We start from the raw sequence: 17,219 nt of genomic DNA, 5'->3' as shown, positions 1-17,219 counted from the left end.
GCGGCCTCCGTTCGGGTCGTCGCGGGCAGGGACGCCGGGACGGCGTCCGGGGTTGCCCGGCGGGCGGGGGCGGACGGAACGATCATGCACGCCTCCTGACCGTACGGCGGGCGATGTGGCGGGTGTCGAGGCCGGAGAGGCCGCGCACCGCGACGTACGCCTTCTCGCGGCCCGGCAGCGAGACCCGGCCGCGCAGCACGGCCCCGGGGTCGCGTTCGATCCGGTCCAGGAGGCGGCGGTAGATGCCGGCCATGGCGGCGACGCAGGCGCCGCTGCGCCGGTCGAGCATGGGCAGCAGCCGGTAGCCCTCGGCGAACAGGGCGCGGGCGCGCCGCACTTCGAAGTGGACGAGGCCGTCGAAGTCGGCGCCGGCGGGCGGGGTCTCGGCGCCGAAGCCCTCGCCGCAGCCGAACTTGGCGAGGTCGTCGGCCGGCAGGTAGGTCCGGCCGTTCTCCGCGTCCTCGCGTACGTCCCTGAGGATGTTGGTGAGTTGGAGCGCGAGGCCCAGGGTGTCGGCGTACTCGGGGGCGCGGTCGGCGCCGTGGGCGCCGGGTGCGGTGCCGAAGACGCCGAGGGAGAGCCTGCCGATCGCCCCGGCGACGCAGCGGCAGTAGACCTTGAGGTCGTCCCAGGTCTCGAAGGTGGCGCCGTGGACGTCCATGAGGACGCCGTCGATGAGTTCGTCGAGGCCGTCGAGCGGGATCGGGAAGCGGCGGGCCGAGTCGGCGAGGGCGACGGCGACGGGGTCGGTGTCGTCCTCCTCGACCCCTCCGGCGCGGATCCGGCCGAGCAGGGCGCGGGTGGCCTCCAGGCGCTCCCGCTTGACCTCGGGCGCGAGCGTGCCGTCGCCGATGTCGTCGACGCGCCGGGAGAAGGCGTACAGGGCGGACATCGCCTGGCGCTTCTCGGCCGGCAGCAGCCGGATCCCGTAGGCGAAGTTGCGCGCCTGCTGTCCGGTGACCGCCTCGCAGTAGCTGTAGGCGGCCTGTACCGGTGCGGACGACTGGGGGTGTCCCTCCACGGTCGCGCTCACCCCTCTCTCCGCGCGCGGAGCAGAACCGCTCCCGCCTGGCGCATCAGGTTCGGCTTGGTGGACTTCGGTGGGCCGGTCAGTACGTCGAACCCGGCGTCGGTGATCGCGTCGAGCGCCGCGAGTCCTCCGGCGGTGAATCCCGCGAGGAGGAGGCGGAGCCGGCCGTGGACGCTGCCGACGAGCGGGATGCCCGCGTGCAGCAGTGCGCGGGCCCGCTCGGCCTCGAAGGCGATCAGGGCGCGGACGGAGGCGCCGGCGGTGGGCTCGGCGAGGTCGGCCTCGGTGACGTGGAACCGCTTCAGGTCCTCGGCGGGGAGGTAGATCCGGTCGCGTCCGAGGTCCTCGGCGACGTCCTGGAGGTGCTCGACGATCTGCAGGGCGGTGCAGATCTCGTCGGAGCGCCTGATCCGCTCGGGGGTGTCGGTGCCGGTGATCCCGAGGACGAGCCGGCCGACGGGGTTGGCCGAGAGTTCGCAGTACGCGAGGAGGTCGTCGTACGTCTCGTAGCGGCCGACCCGCTGGTCCTGGCGGTTGGCGGCGACGAGGCCGAGGAAGGGCTCGGGGGTGAGACCGCACCGCCGGACGGTCGGCTGGAGGTCCCGCAGCAGGGGGTGGCGCGGGCTGCCGTCGAAGACGCGGCGGAGGTCGGCCTCGAAGGCGTCGAGGAAGGCGAGCCGGTCCTCGGCGGTCTCCGGGTCGAGGCCGAGGTGGATGGCGTCGGCGCCGCCGGGGGCGAGGTCGCCGTCGCCGATGTCGTCGACGAGGCGGGCGAAGCCGTAGACGGCCATCAGGTCGTCGCGCCAGGCACGGGGCAGGAAGAAGGGGGCCACGGGGAAGTTCTCGTCCGCGGCCTTGCCGAGTGTGGCGTGCGAGGAGGCGTCGGGGCGCGCCTGCCTGGTGTCCGTCACAGGTCACTGCCCGCCGGAGGGACGGCGACACCCTCGTGGAGCTGGAGATTCTGCGTCATGGCCGTCACGTCTCCCGTTCTACACTGCCGATCCAATCCATCCCATTTCGGACACGCCGCCGACCCCCGCCCATAGGGCTGCCGCCTGGGGGCTCATTGGCCGTGGGGTATCGCCCTACTTGCCGCGAAACAGACCGCTCCAGCTTACGTTGTACGACGTCCGTCGGCGTTACGGGGTGCCGGGCGGCGGCAACCTCACCCGTACGGGTCATCAACCCGCCAGCGGGGCAAGGAAGTTCGACCTGAGGCGGGCTCAGAGGGCGCGCGCGCCCGAGACCACCATGGCGAGGGTCGTCTCGACGACGGCGTTCCTGCGCTGCACGGGAAGGCGGCGGAGGGGCCCGTCGACCAGGAGGAGTGACAGTCCGTGCACGGCCGACCACGCGGCGGCCCCGGTGGCGGGGCGGGTGCCGGGCCGGGCGGCGCCGGACCGGGCGAGCGTCTCCAGCGCCTCCCTCAGCAGGGTGAAGGCACGGATCTCGGGCTCGGTCTGCGGACGCTCCTGCGCCGGTTCTTCCATGGTGGCGGGGCGGGGGACGCAGAACGCGGCCCGGTAGAGGCCGGGCTGCTCCACGGCGAAGCCGACGTACCCCCGGCAGAGGGCGGCGACCCGGCGCTCGGCCGCCAGGGCGGGGGCGTCGGCGCCCGGCTCGCGGGCGGCGGCCCGCTCCATGGAGTCGGCGAGTTCGCGCCGGGCGTGGGTCCTGACGGTGCGCAGCAGTTCGCCGCGTCCGTCGAAGTGCCGGTAGGCGGCGGTGGGCGAGACGCCGACCCGGCGGGCCGCCTCGCGCAGGACGACCCGCTCGGGGCCGCCCTCGGTGGCGAGGGCGACGGCCGCGCAGATCAGCGCGTTGCGCAGATCGCCGTGATGATAGGTGTTTCCCCCCGGGATCGCTGCCATGGACTCATCCTGCCCGATGTTGACCGCATGAACATTCCAGGTGGCGGCGCGACGCGCGAAAAAGGAAGAGCCCCTACCGGATGATTCCGGCAGGGGCTCCTCGCGGGACCGGACGACACGACCTAGCGAGCGGTCTCGCGCTCGTACGCCTTGAGCACCTCGTCCGTGGGGCCGTCCATCAGGAGCTGCCCCTTCTCCAGCCAGAGCACCCGGTCGCAGGTGTCCCGGATGGACTTGTTGCTGTGGCTCACCAGGAAGACCGTGCCGGCCTCCTTGCGGAGCTCGCGGATGCGCTCCTCGGAGCGGATCTGGAACTTGCGGTCGCCGGTCGCGAGCGCCTCGTCGATGAGGAGGACGTCGTGGTTCTTGGCGGCCGCGATGGCGAAGCGGAGCCGGGCGCCCATGCCGGAGGAGTACGTGCGCATGGGCAGGCTGATGAAGTCGCCCTTCTCGTTGATGCCGGAGAACTCGACGATCCCCTCGTACCGCGAGCGGACCTCCTCGCGGCTCATGCCCATGGCGAGGCCGCCCAGGATCACGTTGCGCTCACCGGTGAGGTCGTTCATGAGCGCCGCGTTGACGCCCAGGAGCGAGGGCTGCCCGTCGGTGTAGACCTTGCCGCTCTCGGTGGGGAGCAGACCGGCGACGGCGCGGAGCAGGGTGGACTTGCCGGAGCCGTTGGAGCCGATGAGGCCGATGGCCTCGCCCCGGTAGGCGGTGAAGGTGACGCCGCGGACCGCGTGGACCTTGCGGACGCCCCGGGTGACCTCGGCCTTGCCGCGGCCGACGATCCGGCTGAGCGCCGCCGTGGCGCTGCCCTTGCCGCCGCCTCCGGCGTTGACCCGGTAGACGATGTGGACGTCGTCGCAGATGACGGTGGGAACGTCGGACCGGTCGGTGTTCGTGTTCGTATCAGCCACGGCCGTACCTCTCCTCGGCCTTCCAGAAGTAGACGAAGCCGCCGATGCCGAACGCCAGCGCCCAGCCGAGCGCGGTCATCCAGACGTGCGCCGGCAGGTTCTCCGCGCCGTAGCCCTCGATGAGGGAGAAGCGGATCAGGTCCATGTAGACGGCCGCCGGGTTGTACATGAGGACGTCGGCGATCCAGGCCGGCTTGTCGGCGAGCATCACCGGGATCGAGAACATCACGCCGGAGGCGTACATCCAGGTGCGCATGACGAACGGCATCAGCTGGGCGAGGTCGGGCGTCTTGGAGCCCATCCTCGCCACGATCATGGCGAGTCCGACGTTGAAGACGAACTGCAGGAAAAGCGCCGGGATCAGCAGCAGCCAGCGGAGCGAGGGGTAGCTGCCGAAGGCGATCGCGACCGCCACGAGCACGATCATCGAGAACATCAGCTGCTGGAGCTGCTGCAGGGAGAACGAGATGGGCAGCGTGGCCCGGGGGAAGTGCAGGGCCCGGACGAGGCCGAGGTTGCCCGAGATCGCCCGGACGCCGGCCATGACGGAGCTCTGGGTGAAGGTGAACACGAAGATGCCGGTGACCAGGAAGGGGATGTAGACCCCCTTGGTCATGCCGCGGCCGGCGTCCAGGATGAGCCCGAAGATCAGGTAGTAGACGAGGGCGTTCAGGAGCGGGGTCGCCACCTGCCACACCTGGCCCAGCTTCGCCTGGCTGTACTGGGCGGTCAGCTTCGCCGAGGAGAAGGCCAGGATGAAGTGGCGGCGGCTCCACAGCTCACGGACGTACTCGACGAGGCCGGGCCTGGCGCCGCTGACCGAGAGGCCGTACTTCGCGGCCAGCGCGGCCGGCGTCAGGCCCTCGTCGACGGACGGGGGCGCGCTCGTCGCGACCGCCCCGCCCTGCTGTGTGTCACTCACAAGTCGAAACTTTCGTGTTCAAGATGCGCGGCACGTCGGTACCACGATGTCAGACGACCGGGGGGCGACCCAGCCGGGTCAGCCGCCACACCGTACGCCACCTCATGGGGCGGCGCGGTCCGCAGGGGGTCGTCCAGCCCTCGCGGAATCCGCCGAACCACGCCTTCAGCGCGGGGAGCGAGGGCCGCCGGACCAGGGTGAGCAGGAGCCAGACGCCGAGATAGACCGGCACCAGGGGCGCGGGCAGATTGCGACGTGCGAGCCACACTCGGTTGCGGGCCACGTTGAAGTGGTACGAGGCGTGCCGGGACGGGGCTGTGGTGGGGTGCAACAGCACCATGTCGGAACGGTAGTCGATCATCCAGTCGGCGTCGAGCGCGCGCCAGGCGAGGTCGGTCTCCTCGTGCGCGTAGAAGAACTCGCCCGGCAGGAGACCCACTTCGGCGAAGACCTTGGTGCGTACCGCGTTGGCGCCGCCGAGGAAGGTGGTCACCCGGGAGGAGCGCATCGGATCGGAGGCGCGCAGCCTCGGCACGTGCCGGCGCTGGGTGGCCCCGGTGTCCGGGTCGGCGATCCGGAAGGTGATGATGCCGAGGCGCGGGTCCGCGGTGAAGGCCTGGCGGACGAGTTCGGCGGTGTCCGCGTGGGCGAGCAGTCCGTCGTCGTCGAGGAAGAGCAGGACGTCGACGTCGGTGCCGCCGGGGCCGAAGGCCTCGATGCCGACGTTCCGGCCGGCGGGGATGCCGACGTTCTCCGGGAGGTCCACGGTCCGCACCCAGGCGGGCACCCCGGTGACCGGGGTGCCCTGTCCGACGACGACGACCTCGACGGGGTCACCCTCCTGCTTGGCGACCGAGTCGATCAGCGCGCGCAGGTCGTCGGGGCGGTTGCCCATCGTGATGACGACGGCTCCCACCTTGAGCGGCGAACTCACGGCCGGCCTCACTTCAGCCTGCTGGAGACCATGATCGACACCAGGTGCAGCACGGTCTGGAGCAGCGCGATGCCGGCGAGGACCGCGACACCGACCCGGGTGTAGAACAGGTCGCCGCGGACCTGGTCGACGATCGCCAGGACCACGATGAGCAGCGAGGCCTCGATGCCGAGGACGAGCCGGTGGAACTTGAGCGCCGCGGCGGCCCTGCGGGCCAGCGCCATGCCGGAGGAGCGCGGCTCGGACGCCGCCTCCTTGACCGGCGGCAGTCCGCCCTGGTGGCGGGCGACGCCGACGAGGTCGGTCTCGGCCTTGATCAGGATGGCGCCGAGCGCGGCGAGCGTGCCGAGGAAGGCCCACAGCCAGTCGATCCGGCCCGTGCCCCACAGGTCGGCGGCGCGCAGGCCGAAGCCGACGAGGACGGCCGCGTCGCAGAGGTAGGCGCCGACCCGGTCCAGGTACACCCCGCCCAGGGAGAACTGCTTCTTCCAGCGGGCCACCTCGCCGTCGACGCAGTCGAGCAGCAGGTAGAGCTGGACCATGAGCGCGCCGAGCAGCGCCCCGGGGATCCCGGGCACCAGCAGGGCGGGGGCCGCGAGGACGCCCGCGACGGTCATGACGTACGTGAGCTGGTTCGGCGTGATCCTGGTGCCGACGAGCTGCCGGGTGATCCTGAGGGAGATCTCCCGCATGTACAGGCGGCCGCCCCAGTGCTCTCCGCTGCGCCGGTCCTTGACGCCCGGGGGGTGGACGACCGGGCGGAGCTCAGCTACGGATGGCTTTGGCATAGTCGGCGTACGCGTCCCTGATCTCGTCGTCGGACAGGTCGAGGTGTTCGAGGATGGTGAAGCGGCCCGGCCGGGTCTGCGGGGCGAAGGACACCGCCTGGACGAACTCGTCCACGGTGAAGCCCATCTCCTCCGGCCGGACGGGCAGACCGTGCCGGCGCAGCGTCTCGACCATCTGCGCGGACCCGTCGTGGGCGCCGCGCAGGTGCATCGCGAAGGCCGCGCCGACGCCGCACTGCTCGCCGTGGCTGGCGGCGCGGGCCGGGAAGAGCAGGTCGAAGGCGTGGCTGATCTCGTGGCAGGCGCCCGAGGAGGGGCGGCTGTCGCCGCTGATCGACATGGCGATGCCGGACATCACCAGGCCCTCGGAGAGGGTGACGAGGAAGTCGTCGTCGCCGACGCCGCCGGGGTGGCGGAGCACGGCCTCTCCGGCGCTGCGGGCCATGGCGGCCGCGAGGCCGTCGACGGGCTCGCCCGTCACCTGGTGGGAGAGCTCCCAGTCGGCGATGGCGGAGAGGTTGGAGATCGCGTCGCCGATGCCGGAGCGGACGAAGCGGACCGGCGCCTCCCTGATCACGTCCAGGTCGACGACCAGGGCGATCGGGGTGGGGACACCGTAGGAGCCCCGGCCGTTGTCGTTGTCCAGGGTGGAGATCGGCGAGCAGATGCCGTCGTGCGACAGGTTGGTGGCGATGGCCACCAGCGGCAGCCCGACCCGGGCCGCCGCGTACTTGGTCACGTCGATGATCTTGCCGCCGCCGAGGGCGACCACGGCGTCGTACCGCTTGCCGCGCATGGCGTCGGCGAGCTTCACGGCCTCGTCGATGGTGCCGCCCGCGACCGGGTACCAGTCGGCACCCGGCAGCTCGGGGGCGAAGTGGTCACGCAGCTTGAGGCCCGAGCCGCCGCTGATGGCGACGGCGATCTTGCCGTTGCTGGAGATCCGCTGGTCCGCGAGGAGCGCGGACAGGTCGTCCAGCGCTCCCCTGCGGATGTCGACGACGACCGGCGAGGGGATCAGCCGGGTCAGTACTGGCACGCGATCTCACGGCCCTTCGCGAGGTCGTCGTGGTTGTCGATCTCGACCCACTTGACGTCGCCGATGGGGGCCACGTCGATCGTGAAGCCGTCGTCGACGAGCTTCTGGTAGCCGTCCTCGTAGTACAGGTCGGGGTCGCGCTCGAAGGTGGCCTTGAGGGCGTCGGCGAGGGCCTCGGCGGCCTCGGGCTCGATCAGCGTGACGCCGATGTACTCGCCGGTGGCGGTGGCCGGGTCCATGAGCTTGGTGATGCGCTGGACGCCCTTGTCCTCGGCGGTGATGACCTTCATCTCCTCGTCGGCGAGGTTCTTCACCGTGTCGAGGGCGAGGATGATCTTCTGGCCCTTGCCGCGGGCGGCGAGCAGGGTCTTCTCGACGGAGACCGGGTGGACGGTGTCGCCGTTGGCGAGGATCACACCGCGCTTGAGGACCTCACGGGCGCACCAGAGGGAGTAGGCGTTGTTCCACTCCTCGGCCTTGTCGTTGTCGACGAGGGTGATCTTGAGGCCGTACTTGGCCTCCAGGGCGTCCTTGCGGTCGTAGACGGCCTCCTTGCGGTAGCCGACGACGATCGCGACCTCGGTGAGGCCGATCTCGGCGAAGTTCTTCAGCGTTCCGTCGAGGATCGTGGTCTCGCCGTCCACAGGCACGAGGGCCTTCGGAAGGGTGTCGGTGTAGGGGCGCAGACGGCGTCCGGCACCGGCTGCCAGTACGAGGCCGATCATGCTGTTTCTCCTTCGTCGTGAACGGCGGGTGCTCCGGAGGAGACCCAGAAGCGGATGGACTCCACGAGCACCACCAGCGCGACGGCGACCGCCAGCGCGGTCAGTGCCAGGGTGAAGTCGTCACCGCGGTCCGCCAGCAGGGCGGCGAGGACGGTCACCAGGAGCGTGCGCCCCTCGTGTCCGCCGGTGACGCGCACCAGCCACGCGGGCGGCGCGCCGGTGCCGCCGCGGATGCGGTACACCGTGTCGTAGTGATGGTAGGCGACCGCCGCCACCAGCCCGAATGCGGCGGGGAGGGCGTGCGGGGAGTCGGAGCGGGCCGCGAGGACGAGGATGGTGGTGTACTCGGCGGCGCGGAAGAGCGGGGGTACGAGCCAGTCGAGGGCGCCCTTGAGGGGGCGGGCGACGGCCGCGCCCGCGAGGACCACGTAGAGGACCGCGACGACGACGGTCTGCCGGTCCCCGAAGGGTCGGGCCAGGACGCCGGCGAGCAGCGCGCCGGTCGCGATGGCGGCGAGGACGACGCCGGGGGCGAGCCGGCCGGTACGGCCGAGCGCGCGGCCGACGACGCCGGCGAGCGGGCCGGAGTCCGCGAGGTCGGCGAGGGCCTGGGCGGCCCGGTCGGTGCGCTTCGCCTTGCGGGTCAGGGAGCGCAGGACGCGGCCCGCCGTGGTGTAGCAGGCGCCGAACGCGCAGCCGATGATCAGCGCCCAGAAGACGATCCGGGGGTCGGTGAGGGCGGTGAGGACGGCGATCATCGCCCAGCGCTCGCCGATCGGCAGGATGATCATGCGGCGGGCCCAGACGGTCCAGCCGAGGCTGTCGAGCCGGTCGGAGAGGGCGAGGCCGGTCTTGGCGGTGGCGCCCGTGCTTTCGGCGTTCGCCTCGTTGAACGAGAAGTCCACGACGTGCCGGCAGGTCATGAGGACCATCGCACCGAGCGCCAGGGCCCAGACGTCGTCGCCGTTGCGGGCGGCGCCGAGGGCGAGGCCCGCGTAGAAGGCGTACTCCTTGGCGCGGTCGAAGGTGGCGTCGAGCCAGGCGCCCATCGTCGAGTACTTCAGCGCGTACCGGGCGAGCTGCCCGTCGGTGCAGTCCAGGACGAAGGAGACGAGGAGGAGGACGCCGGCGGCGATGTAGCCGCCGCGCTCGCCGGTCGCCGCGCAGCCGGCCGCGACCAGGGCGGTGAGCAGCGAGGCGGTGGTGACCTGGTTGGGGGTCAGTCCGCGGCGCGCGCACCAGCGGGCGATGTAGCGCGAGTACGGGCTGACGAAGAAGGTGGTGAAGAAGCCGTCGTGGGCCTTGACGGCCGAGCGCAGGCGTACGGCCTCGTCGTCGACGGCGTCGACGGCGGCGCGCGCCCGGTGGCGGGCCTCGGCGTCGGTGGGCACGGCGGCGACGAGCGTGCCGAGCTGGGGCCGGTGCACGGCGACGCCGTCGGCGTCGAGGGCGTCGGCGACGGTGCCGGTGAGGTCGTCGGCGCCGTCGGCCCCTGCGGCGGTCAGGGCGCGGACGAGCGCGGGGCGGGCCCCGCTCTGCGCGGTGAGCGCGCCGGGTGCGGCGGCCGCGGGGAACCGCGGGTCGGTGAGGGTGAGGCGCAGTGCGTGCAGGTGACCGACGAACCGGGGGTCGACGAGCGCGACGCGCTCCCCCGCCGGGACGGTGGCAAGGAGGGCTCCGGCCTCATCGGCGTCCGAGGCGGTCCGGACGTCGAAACCGAGCGACCTCAGATCTCCGTCGAGCGAGGATCCGGGTGCCGGCGGGCCGGTGAGGATGGCGGTCGACAGGCGAACTCACTCCTTGGAGCTGACGGAGGGGCCGGCGGGGCCCATGGCGGCCCCGGGCGCGGCGGTGCGGCCCGGCACGGGGCGGCGACACGTCGGCTGAGGCTATCGGATGAACGGAAGTGCGAGTTCACCGAGGCTTCGCGGGCAGGACTCCCCCGGGCCCACCCGTGTCCTCATGGGTGCGCCTCGTCCTGACGGTGATCATCATGGGCGATCGTCGGCCCGCCCCACAAACCCCGTCCGCAGCCGGCCGCCGCAGCCCGCGCGGCCGACTTCTGGCCACGGCCGGTCCTGATGTAATCACCGCAGGTCAGAGCATATGACAACGGTGTTCAGTACCGTGTTGCGCATACCCCCCACCCGTAGTTCACTTGCCCCGTCGGCGACCACCGGGCGGACACACGCGACTCGATCTGGAGGCCATTCCATGGGGGCTGGACACGACCACGGGCACAGCCACGGCGGCCCGCCGCCGACCGGCACCGCCGGGGCCGCGTACAAGAACCGGTTGCGGATCGCGCTCGGCATCACGCTCTCCGTGATGGTGATCGAGATCGTCGGCGGCCTGCTCGCCGACTCGCTCGCCCTGATCGCCGACGCCGCGCACATGGCGACCGACGCGGTCGGCCTCGCGATGGCGCTGCTCGCGATCCACTTCGCCAACCGGCCGCCCTCGGGGAACCGCACCTTCGGGTTCGCGCGGGCCGAGATCCTGGCCGCGCTCGCCAACTGTCTGCTGCTGCTCGGCGTCGGCGGCTACGTGCTGTACGAGGCGATCCAGCGGTTCATGGAACCCGCCGAGACCAAGGGCGGCCTGACGATCACGTTCGCGGTCATCGGCCTCGTCGCCAACGTGATCTCGCTCTCGCTGCTCATGCGCGGCCAGAAGGACAGCCTCAACGTGCGCGGGGCGTATCTGGAGGTCCTCGCGGACGCCCTGGGGTCGGTCACCGTGATCATCGCGGCCGGCGTCATCCTGACCACGGGCTGGCAGTACGCCGACCCGATCGCCTCGATCGTGATCGGCCTGATGATCGTCCCCCGTACGGTCAAGCTGCTGCGCGAGACCCTGGACGTGCTCCTGGAGGCGGCCCCCAAGGGCGTCGACATGGCGGAGGTACGGGCACACATCCTTGCCCTGCCGGGGGTCGAGGACGTGCACGACCTGCACGCCTGGACGATCACCTCGGGGATGCCGGTGCTCTCGGCGCACGTGGTCGTGGACCAGGGCGCGCTGGACTCGGTCGGCCACGAGAAGATGCTGCACGCCCTCCAGGGATGCCTGGGCTCCCACTTCGACGTGGAGCACTGCACCTTCCAGCTGGAGCCCGCCGGGCACGCGGAGCACGAGGCGAAACTCTGCCTCTGATCACCGGGGGGCTGTTAATCTCTTCGTACGAACGTGTGGAGAGAGGAGCTGAGGTTGATGACCGTCGCGATGGAGGCTGCCCGCAGCGGCAGCGCCCGGTCGTCCCTCAGCCTCCGGGTCTCCGGCTGACCTGATCCCGGTCTTCCCACCGGTCCTTCACGTCGTCGGCCGGAGCCCTCTCACAAAGGGTTTCCCACGTTGTCCGACAACGCCTTGCACGACTCCTTCTTCGCCCTGCACCACGGTCTTCCGCGGCAGGGCCCCGGCTCCGACACCACCACCCGGCGGCTCCTCGCGCTCGCGGGGAAGCTGCCGGAGCGTCCGCGCGTCCTCGACCTGGGCTGCGGCCCCGGCCGTTCCGCGCTGCTCCTGGCCGCCGAGGCGGGCGCGGAGGTGACCGCGGTCGACACCCACGAGCCGTTCCTCGCGGAACTGCGGCGGTCCGCCGCCGACCGCGGGCTCGACGGCTCGATCCACACCCTCCGCGCCGACATGGGCGCACTGCCGTTCCCCGACGGCTCCTTCGACCTGGTCTGGGCCGAGAGTTCGGTCTTCGTCCTCGGCTTCGACCGGGCGCTCGCCGAATGGCGCAGGCTCCTCGCACCCGGGGGCACGCTGGTGCTCACCGAGTGCGTCTGGACCACCGAGGAGCCGGGCCCGGTGCCCCGCGCCTTCTGGGAGGAGCACTACCCGCTCCGTACCGTCGCCGGGAACGCGGCGGCGGCCGTCGGGGCCGGCTACCACGTCCTCGGTACCGTCCCGCAGCCGGAGAGCGACTGGAACGAGTACTACGGTCCGCTCGCCGCCCACGCCGACGCGGCCGACACCACCGTGCCCGGCATGGCCGAGGCGGTGGCGGGCGCGCGCACCGAGATCGCGCTCCGGCACGAGCACGGCTCCGACTACGGATACGCCGGTTTCGCGCTGCGTCCGGCCGATCCGCGCTGGCACACCCGTCCGGAGACTCCCGGGGACGCCGAGGCGATCCGGCGGGTCGTGGCGACGGCCTTCGGTTCGGAGGCCGCGGTCTCCGAGAGCGAGGCGGATCTGGTCGACGCGCTCCGCCGTGACCCCGACGCCTGGCTGCCCGGCCTCTCGTACGTGGCCGAGGCACCGGACGGCACGATCGCCGCGCACGCCCTGATCACCCGCTGCCGGGTCGGCGACGCCCCCGCGGCGGCGCTCGCCCCGGTGTCGGTCGCGCCCGCGTACCAGCGGACGGGGGCCGGGCAGGCCGTCGTCCGGGCGGTGCTCGACGCGGCCCGGCTTCGGGGTGAGCCGCTCGTCCTGGTCCTGGGCCATCCGGAGTACTACCCGAGGTTCGGGTTCGTACGTGCGTCCGCGTACGGAATCAAGCCAGGTTTCGAGGCTCCGGACGAGGCGATGATGGCGCTCGTCCTCGACGACTCCGTCCCCGTTCCGCCGGGCACGCTCGTCTATCCGGCGGCTTTCGGGGTCTAGGCGTACCCCGGTTCTCCTCGCGTCGTCCCTCCGCTCCCGCCGCGCCGGTGTACTCCGGTGCGGCGGGAGCGGCCACGTCCGGCCGCCGAAGTACGGACAAGCCGGTTTCGTGCGGCAGACTGAGGTGGCCCCACCGGGCCGAGGACCGATGCGAAGGATGGGTATGCCGATCACACCAGCCACCGCGGCTCAGATCTCGCCGGAGATCATGTCGAACGGTGTCCAGCCGTCCGGAATCGCGGCGCCGATCATGCTCGAACTGGTCGACGAGGACGGGACGACGATCGGGACGGCCGAGAAGCTCGCCGCCCACCAGGCGCCCGGCCTGCTCCACCGCGCCTTCTCCGTCTTCCTCTTCGACGAGTCGGGCCGCCTGCTGCTCCAGCGCCGGGCGCTCGGCAAGTACCACTCCCCCGGCGTCTGGTCGAACACCTGCTGCGGCCACCCCTACCCGGACGAGGCGCCGTTCGCGGCGGCGGCCCGGCGGACGTTCGAGGAGCTGGGCGTCTCCCCCACCCTGCTCGCGGAGGCGGGCACCGTCCGCTACAACCACCCGGACCCGGCCTCGGGCCTGGTGGAGCAGGAGTTCAACCACCTCTTCGTCGGCCTCGTGCAGGGCGAACCGCGCCCCGACCCGGAGGAGATCGGGGACACCGCCTTCGTGACCGCCGACGAGCTCGCCGAGCGCCACGCCGCCGCACCCTTCTCCGCCTGGTTCATGACGGTGCTCGACGCGGCGCGCCCGGCGATCAGGGAGCTGACGGGTCCGTCCGGGGGCTGGTGATCGCCGGCAGCGTGGGCGCGCCCCCCGGCCCCGGTGCCATCGGGGCCAGGGGCAGCGCCGCCCAAATGATTTTTCCGCCGCTCGCGGTGTGCTCGACGTCGCAGGCGCCGCCGGCCTCCTGGGCGATCTCGCGGACCAGGAGCAGTCCCCGGCCGCCCGTCTGCCCGTAGTCCGCCTCAAGGGCCTTGGGGCGGTACGGGTGATTGTCCTCGACGGACACGCGGATCCACTCGGGGCCGATGGCCACCTCCACCGCTATCTCCGGGGACAGCAGCGCCGCGTGCCGCACGGCGTTGGTGACCAGTTCGGAGACGATCAGCAGCAGGCCGTCCATGATCTCCTCATGGAGGGGGACGCCCTGGCGGACCAGCAGGTCGCGTACGGCGTGCCGGGCCTGCGGGACGGAGACGTCGACCGCGGCAGCGGTGAAGCGCCAGACTCCTTCGTAGGACGGTTGCCGGGCGGGGCCACCTCCGTGGGTGTCCACGGTACGGTTCCCACCCTCGTGCTCGATTCTCGCCACGGATCGAGTCTTGGCAATGCACAGGGGCGGACCGGCCTACTGACCAGAAGTCGACACGTATCGGCCGCTTTCTGATCGGTTGATTATGCCCATGTCAGTTGTTCGACTGATCCAGCGCGCTTTCTGACGACTCCGGGGGCATCCCGGAACCCGGCTCCGGTGTCACCATGCTGACGATCCGTCGCCCGCCCACGCCGATCGCGATCAGGCCCAGGCCGTCGAAGAGCAGCGCGAGCGAGAAGAAGACCCCGAGCACGTACCGACTGCTGTCCGGCCAGTCGAAGAGGACGAGCAGACCGAGCAGCAGGCCGAAGGCCCCCTGCAGGAGGGTCCAGCCGAACTGCGGCCCCCGCACCACGACACTGCAGCAGCAGCCAGCCGAAGAGCAGCATCGAGGTCAGGGTGGCGAGGCCCGTGTAGACCAGACCGACGACACCGCCGATCACGAGCAGGATGCCGAGCGCGGCCAGCCAGCCGAAGCTGCGGTTGAGCCGCTTCCCCTCGCGTGCCATGTCCCGGAGCGGGTCCGGGTCCTCGTGCGTCTCGCGGCTGTCCCTGGCCATGCGGTGCCTCCTCGGGGCGGCCCCCTCCTGATCGTACGTGCGGGTACCACGGATAGCATCCGGCCCATGGAGCCCCAGCTGAAGGACGGCGTCAAGGACGGGATCGCCACCGTCGTCATCGCCAACCCGGCCAAGCGCAACGCGATGAGCGCCGGCATGTGGCGCGACCTGCCCGGCGTACTGGACCGGCTCGCCGCCGACCCCGCGGTGCGGGTCCTGGTCCTGACGGGCGAGGGCGACACCTTCTGCGCCGGGGCGGACATCTCGGCCCTGCGGGAGCCCGGGGACGAGCAGCAGGCGCTCGCGGTACGGGCCGAGGAGGCCCTCGCCGCCTTCCCCAAGCCGACCCTGGCGGCCGTCCGGGGCTTCTGCGTCGGAGGCGGCAGCCAGCTCGCCGCCGCCTGCGACCTGCGGTTCGCCGAGGAGGGTGCCCGCTTCGGGATCACCCCCTCGAAGCTCGGCATCGTCTACCCGTCCTCCTCGACCCGCAGGCTCACCGCCCTCGTGGGGCCCTCGGCCGCCAAGTACCTGCTCTTCTCCGGCGAGTTGATCGACGCCGAGCGGGCGCTGCGGACCGGGTTCGTGGACGAGCTGCACCCGGTGGGCGCACTGGACGAGCGGGTGGCCGCGTTCGCCCGGGTGCTGGCCTCCCGCTCCCTGCTCACCCAGGCCGCGGCCAAGGAGTTCGCCGACGGGCGCCTGGACCGGGACGCCCACTGGGCCGAACAGGCACGCGGCAGCGGCGACACCGCGGAGGGGGTCGCCGCCTTCCTGGAACGCCGCGCGCCCCGCTTCACGTACGGGCTCTGAGCGTCAGTCCTCCCGGACGAGCGACTCGGTGGGCCGTCCACGCCACCGTGCGACGATCTCGGCCGGGGCCTTCTCCGGGGAGCCCGCGTCGTACGGGGGCTGCGGGTCGTACTCGGTGAGCAGCTGGATCGTCTGGGCGGCCTCGTCGCCGGCGATCCGGCCGATCAGGTGCAGTGCCATGTCGATGCCGGAGGAGACCCCGGCCGCCGTGACGTACTTGCCGTCGAAGACGACCCGCTCGCCGGTGGGCTCGACGCCGAGCGCCCTGAGCTCCTCGTAGGCCAGCCAGTGGGTGGTGGCGCGACGGCCGTCGAGGACTCCGGCGGCGGCCAGCAGCAGGGAACCCGTGCAGACCGAGGTGGTCCAGGTGCTGGTCCCGTCGGCGGTACGGAGCCAGGCCTGGATCTCCGGGTCGTTCATGGCCTGCCGGGAGTCGGGCCCGCCGGGCACCAGGACGATGTCCGGGCGCGGGACCTCGGCGAGGGTCTTGTCCGCGACAAGGGCGAGGCTGCCCTGGTCGTTGCGGACCGGCCCGGTCTCCTTGGCCACGAAGACGGTCTCGGCTCCCGGGATGCGGGCGAGGAGCTCGTACGGCCCGACGGCGTCGAGCGTGGTGAAGCCCGGATAGAGGAGGACGGCGATCTGCACGGTGGTCCCTTTCAGTCGTTTCGCTTGACGGGTGAGTGGAAGCGGCGGCGGTACTCCGCCGGGGCGGTCCCCAGGGCTCTGAGGAAGGCGCGGCGCATCGCCTCTGGGGTGCCGTAGCCCGAGGCGCGGGCGACCTCCTCGACACCCCGCGAGGTCTCCTCCAGGAGCCGGCGGGCGTGTTCGAGCCTGACCAGGTCGACGTAGCGGCCGGGCGGGGTGCCGGTCTCCTCGTGGAAGGCGCGGGCGAAGTGGCGGGGCGAGAGCCGTGCGCGGGCGGCGAGCGCCTCGACGGAGAGGTCCGCCCCGGGGTGCTCGTTGATCCACTGCTGGAGGTCGCGCAGCGGCTCCCGGCGGGCGGTCTGGGCGGACAGCTGGGCGCTGAACTGGGCTTGGTTGCCGGGGCGGCGCAGGAAGACGACCAGGTGGCGGGCGACGGTGAGGGCCACGTCCCGGCCGAGGTCCTCCTCGACGAGGGCGAGTGCCAGGTCGATGCCCGACGTGACCCCGGCGGAGGTGGAGAGCCGTCCTTCCCGCACGAAGATGGGGTCCGGGTCCACCTCGACCTCGGGGTGGCGGCGGGCGAGGTGCTCGCAGGCGGCCCAGTGGGTCGTGGCCCGGTGCCCGTCGAGGAGCCCCGCCTCGGCGAGGAGCAGCGCGCCGGTGCAGACGGAGACCAGGCGCTCGGCGCGCGGGGCGTGGGCGCGCAGCCAGTCGATCAGGGCGGGGTCGGGCCGGCGGGTGCCCTCGCCGCCGGGCACGACGAGGGTGTGCGGGGCGCCGTCGGCGACGGCTTCGGCGAGCGTGGTGTCGGGGAGGAGGCGCAGCCCGCTGTGCGTACGGACCGGCCCGCCGTCCAGGGAGGCGGTGCGGAGCCGGTACGCGGACGGATCCCCCGCGGCACGGGCGGCACCGGCGAACACCTCGAAGGGGCCGGTGACGTCGAGGCTCTGGACGTCGTCGAAGAGGACGACGAGAACGGGTCGCTGCGTCATGCCTCCATCCTTCGCGGCGGCGGGGGCGTCCGCAATGACGGGGAACCCACCTT

General features: G+C 72.2%; 17 protein-coding genes and 1 pseudogene. 4 read left to right on the top strand and 14 right to left on the bottom strand.

Annotation, left to right across the window (positions count from 1 at the left end; genetic code table 11):
• Positions 1-82: 82 nt before the first annotated feature.
• The 10 genes from hpnD to ACIA8N_RS11935 form a co-directional block, all read right to left on the bottom strand.
• Positions 83-1,033, bottom strand: coding sequence for a presqualene diphosphate synthase HpnD (hpnD, locus tag ACIA8N_RS11980; RefSeq protein WP_365784482.1), 951 nt, complete (start codon positions 1,031-1,033; stop codon positions 83-85).
• On the bottom strand, positions 1,030-1,941 hold the full coding sequence (gene hpnC / locus ACIA8N_RS11975) for a squalene synthase HpnC (protein WP_365784480.1): 912 nt from the start codon (positions 1,939-1,941) through the stop codon (positions 1,030-1,032). Before hpnC ends, hpnD begins: the two co-directional genes overlap by 4 nt.
• Before the next feature lie 312 nt (positions 1,942-2,253).
• The gene (locus ACIA8N_RS11970) at positions 2,254-2,901 is read right to left on the bottom strand and encodes a TetR/AcrR family transcriptional regulator (protein WP_365784478.1); all 648 of its coding nucleotides are present in this window, start codon (positions 2,899-2,901) and stop codon (positions 2,254-2,256) included.
• Positions 2,902-3,023: 122 nt separating this feature from the next.
• Positions 3,024-3,821, bottom strand: a complete 798-nt coding sequence (locus ACIA8N_RS11965) for an ABC transporter ATP-binding protein (protein WP_365784476.1) — start codon at positions 3,819-3,821, stop codon at positions 3,024-3,026.
• Positions 3,814-4,743, bottom strand: a complete 930-nt coding sequence (locus ACIA8N_RS11960) for an ABC transporter permease (protein WP_030216081.1) — start codon at positions 4,741-4,743, stop codon at positions 3,814-3,816. Before ACIA8N_RS11960 ends, ACIA8N_RS11965 begins: the two co-directional genes overlap by 8 nt.
• 49 nt (positions 4,744-4,792) lie before the next feature.
• A complete protein-coding gene (locus ACIA8N_RS11955) occupies positions 4,793-5,638 on the bottom strand; it encodes a glycosyltransferase (RefSeq protein ID WP_365784532.1) in 846 nt (281 codons plus the stop codon).
• A 47-nt stretch (positions 5,639-5,685) separates the two neighbouring features.
• Positions 5,686-6,465: a CDP-alcohol phosphatidyltransferase family protein gene (locus tag ACIA8N_RS11950; protein WP_365784473.1), complete on the bottom strand. Its 780-nt coding sequence runs from the start codon at positions 6,463-6,465 to the stop codon at positions 5,686-5,688.
• On the bottom strand, positions 6,443-7,504 hold the full coding sequence (locus tag ACIA8N_RS11945; RefSeq protein WP_365784471.1) for an iron-containing alcohol dehydrogenase family protein: 1,062 nt from the start codon (positions 7,502-7,504) through the stop codon (positions 6,443-6,445). The genes ACIA8N_RS11950 and ACIA8N_RS11945 overlap by 23 nt, the downstream gene beginning before the upstream one ends.
• Positions 7,492-8,229, bottom strand: a complete 738-nt coding sequence (locus ACIA8N_RS11940) for a phosphocholine cytidylyltransferase family protein (protein ID WP_365784469.1) — start codon at positions 8,227-8,229, stop codon at positions 7,492-7,494. Before ACIA8N_RS11940 ends, ACIA8N_RS11945 begins: the two co-directional genes overlap by 13 nt.
• Positions 8,226-10,016, bottom strand: coding sequence for a DUF5941 domain-containing protein (locus ACIA8N_RS11935; RefSeq protein WP_365784530.1), 1,791 nt, complete (start codon positions 10,014-10,016; stop codon positions 8,226-8,228). The genes ACIA8N_RS11940 and ACIA8N_RS11935 overlap by 4 nt, the downstream gene beginning before the upstream one ends.
• 427 nt (positions 10,017-10,443) lie before the next feature.
• Here ACIA8N_RS11935 and ACIA8N_RS11930 point away from each other — a divergent pair, with 427 nt between their 5' ends.
• From ACIA8N_RS11930 to idi, 3 genes are all read left to right on the top strand, one after another.
• Positions 10,444-11,385 carry a cation diffusion facilitator family transporter gene (locus tag ACIA8N_RS11930; protein WP_365784467.1) on the top strand — a complete coding sequence of 314 codons (942 nt, stop codon included), beginning with the start codon at positions 10,444-10,446 and terminating at the stop codon, positions 11,383-11,385.
• 198 nt (positions 11,386-11,583) lie between these two features.
• Complete coding sequence (locus ACIA8N_RS11925; protein ID WP_365784466.1) at positions 11,584-12,846, top strand: bifunctional class I SAM-dependent methyltransferase/N-acetyltransferase; 1,263 nt, start codon at positions 11,584-11,586, stop codon at positions 12,844-12,846.
• Between the two features lie 163 nt (positions 12,847-13,009).
• Positions 13,010-13,630: an isopentenyl-diphosphate Delta-isomerase gene (gene idi, locus ACIA8N_RS11920; protein WP_399416194.1), complete on the top strand. Its 621-nt coding sequence runs from the start codon at positions 13,010-13,012 to the stop codon at positions 13,628-13,630.
• Here the strand turns inward: idi and ACIA8N_RS11915 are convergent.
• Both ACIA8N_RS11915 and ACIA8N_RS11910 read right to left on the bottom strand, forming a co-directional pair.
• The gene (locus ACIA8N_RS11915) at positions 13,596-14,117 is read right to left on the bottom strand and encodes an ATP-binding protein (RefSeq protein WP_365784526.1); all 522 of its coding nucleotides are present in this window, start codon (positions 14,115-14,117) and stop codon (positions 13,596-13,598) included. The two genes, idi and ACIA8N_RS11915, sit on opposite strands and share 35 nt — an antisense overlap.
• Positions 14,118-14,247: 130 nt before the next feature.
• Positions 14,248-14,716, bottom strand: a pseudogene (locus tag ACIA8N_RS11910) (HdeD family acid-resistance protein).
• A 66-nt stretch (positions 14,717-14,782) separates the two neighbouring features.
• On the opposite strand from ACIA8N_RS11910, the gene ACIA8N_RS11905 reads away from it, so the two are divergent.
• Complete coding sequence (locus ACIA8N_RS11905) at positions 14,783-15,526, top strand: enoyl-CoA hydratase/isomerase family protein (protein WP_365784464.1); 744 nt, start codon at positions 14,783-14,785, stop codon at positions 15,524-15,526.
• A gap of 3 nt (positions 15,527-15,529) precedes the next feature.
• Here ACIA8N_RS11905 and ACIA8N_RS11900 read toward each other — a convergent pair whose 3' ends face one another.
• Both ACIA8N_RS11900 and ACIA8N_RS11895 read right to left on the bottom strand, forming a co-directional pair.
• Complete coding sequence (locus tag ACIA8N_RS11900; RefSeq protein WP_365784462.1) at positions 15,530-16,174, bottom strand: DJ-1/PfpI family protein; 645 nt, start codon at positions 16,172-16,174, stop codon at positions 15,530-15,532.
• Positions 16,175-16,185: 11 nt separating this feature from the next.
• On the bottom strand, positions 16,186-17,166 hold the full coding sequence (locus ACIA8N_RS11895; RefSeq protein WP_365784460.1) for a DJ-1/PfpI family protein: 981 nt from the start codon (positions 17,164-17,166) through the stop codon (positions 16,186-16,188).
• Between the last annotated feature and the right edge of the window lie 53 nt (positions 17,167-17,219).

Origin of the sequence: Streptomyces sp. NPDC051822 (assembly GCF_044452745.1) — a bacterium.
GTDB lineage: Bacteria > Actinomycetota > Actinomycetes > Streptomycetales > Streptomycetaceae > Streptomyces.
This window is presented reverse-complemented; position numbering and strand designations above follow the sequence as displayed.